Raw genomic sequence first — 2,015 nt, 5'->3', positions numbered from 1 at the left:
GGTGGAGTCCTTTGACGGCCTGCTTATCGACTACGTGCAGCAGCGCGGGGCCGGGTCCATCCTGCGCGGCCTGCGCGCCGTCTCGGACTTCGAGTACGAGTTCCAGATGGCGCTGATGAACCGCCGCCTCTCGCGCGAGGTGCAGACCGTGTTCCTCATGACCGACTACAACTGGATGTACTTGAGCTCCACCATCGTAAAGGAAGTGGCCCTGCATGGCGGCAACGTCAAGGGGCTGGTGTCCGAGCCCGTGCTGGCCAAGCTTTCAGAGAAGTATGAGACGCTGAAAGGCGAGCAGTAGCGGGGAGCGTTTGATGGGCATGCTGCGCGCCGTCTGCATCCTGGGGCCCACGGGCTCCGGCAAGACCGAAGCCGCCCTCGGGCTGGCCCGGAGCATGCCCGTCACGGTCATCAACTACGACTCGCGCCAGCTCTACGCCGATTTCCCCATCGTCACCGCCCAGCCGGAGGCCCACGAGCAGGCCCAGTGCCCGCACAGGCTGTACGGCTTTCTGCCCACGGCCGAGGCCATGAGCGCGGCCCGCTTCGCCGAACTGGCGCGCAAGGAGATGGTCGAGGCCCAGGAGGCTGGCCGCGTGCCCGTGCTGGTGGGCGGCACAGGGCTGTACGTGAAGGCCCTGGAGCAGGGCCTGGCGGACATCCCGCCCATAGCGCCGGACGTGCGCCAGTGGGTGCTGGAGCGCATGGGCCGGGAAGGCCCCAATGTCCTGCACGAGGATCTGGCCCAGGCCGACCCGGAGACCGCCGCGCGCCTGCACAAGAACGACACCCAGCGCATCGCGCGCGCCCTGGAGGTGTTTCTGGGCACGGGCAAGCCCCTGTCCGTGTGGTTCCATGAGCAGAAACGCGGGCACACGGGCGTGGACCTGTGCAAGGTTGGGGTCTCCACCACGCTCGGCGAGCTGGAGCCGCGTTTGCGCAAGCGCATCGGCGTCATGCTGGAGCGTGGGGCCGTGGACGAGGTGCGGCGGGCCTGGGAGCAGACGCCGGAGCGCGAGGCGCCGGGCTATTCGGGCATCGGCTGCGCCGAGCTGCTGGCGCACATTCTGGGCGAGGTGGACTTCGAAGAGACCTGTGACCTCTGGTACCGCAATACGCGGGCCTACGCCAAGCGGCAGCTCACCTGGTTCGCCAAGGAGCCGGGCGTGCGCTGGATCCGCGCCGAGGGCTTCGACCGCCTGCCGGGCCTTGTCCGCGCTTGGGGCGCGGACTGTGAATGACACCCGCGCCTGGGGCGCGGACTCTGAATGACGCTCGCGCCTGGGGCGCGGACTTTGAGTGACGCCCGCGCCCATCTGCAACAATTCCCCGCCTAGCGCCTGAACACCCCTTCGAAAATGGCCCGCACGTCGGCCTCGCCCATGGACACCGGCGTGTTCATGAAGTTCCGCAGGGCCTTGTGCTCCATGGCCGCCGCCACATAGGCGGGAATTTCCTCCGCGCTGAAACCCATGTCCTCGGCCCGCAGCCCTTCCAGGCCCACGGCCTCCAGCAGGGCCTGCAAGGCCATGAGGAAGGGGTGCGCCTCGTCGTCCTCATCCACGCCGAAGCCCATGGCCACAGAGAGGTTCAGCAGCCGGTCCAGGGTGTCTTCGTCATTCTGCGCCTGCGCAAGCTCGATGAGCCGCAGGAAGTACGGGCGCGAGAGGACCGTCAGCCCGGCCCCGTGCTCCGAGCCGCGGCCCGAGCCGCTGAAGGAATACTCCAGCGCGTGCTGGGAGATGGGCGAGGAGAGCGCCAGGGCCATGCCCGCTGCGGTGCTGGCCCAGGCAAGGGCCGTGCGCGCGTTCAGGTCGTCGCCCTGTTCCACGGCCTGGGGCAGGAAGCGGGTCACCAGATGGGCGGCCTCGAGGCAGAGCATGTCGCTCATGGGCTGGCGCGCGGTGGAAAGGAAGCACTCCACGGCGTGGAAGAAGGCGTCCATGCCCGTGACGGCCGTCAGCCTGGGCGGCATGGAGGCGCTGAGCTCCGGGTCCACGATGGCCAGGGCCGGG

The 2,015-nt window shown here is 68.8% G+C and carries 2 protein-coding genes and 1 pseudogene; 2 read left to right on the top strand and 1 reads right to left on the bottom strand.

From position 1 onward, the window contains the following. Positions 1-301: pantetheine-phosphate adenylyltransferase (locus tag VN419_RS05700; RefSeq protein WP_414652919.1), on the top strand; the 301-nt coding region annotated here is incomplete at its 5' end. 13 nt (positions 302-314) lie between these two features. Then, positions 315-1,241: a tRNA (adenosine(37)-N6)-dimethylallyltransferase MiaA gene (gene miaA / locus VN419_RS05695; protein ID WP_325645360.1), complete on the top strand. Its 927-nt coding sequence runs from the start codon at positions 315-317 to the stop codon at positions 1,239-1,241. A gap of 92 nt (positions 1,242-1,333) precedes the next feature. Here miaA and VN419_RS05690 read toward each other — a convergent pair. After that, positions 1,334-2,015 (bottom strand): annotated as a pseudogene (locus tag VN419_RS05690) (iron-containing alcohol dehydrogenase); the annotation flags it as partial.

Origin of the sequence: Humidesulfovibrio sp., from assembly GCF_035560995.1 — a bacterium.
In the GTDB taxonomy this organism is placed as follows: Bacteria; Desulfobacterota; Desulfovibrionia; order Desulfovibrionales; family Desulfovibrionaceae; genus Humidesulfovibrio.
The sequence above is the reverse complement of the archived record's forward strand: the minus strand, read 5'-3'. Positions and strand labels throughout refer to the sequence as shown.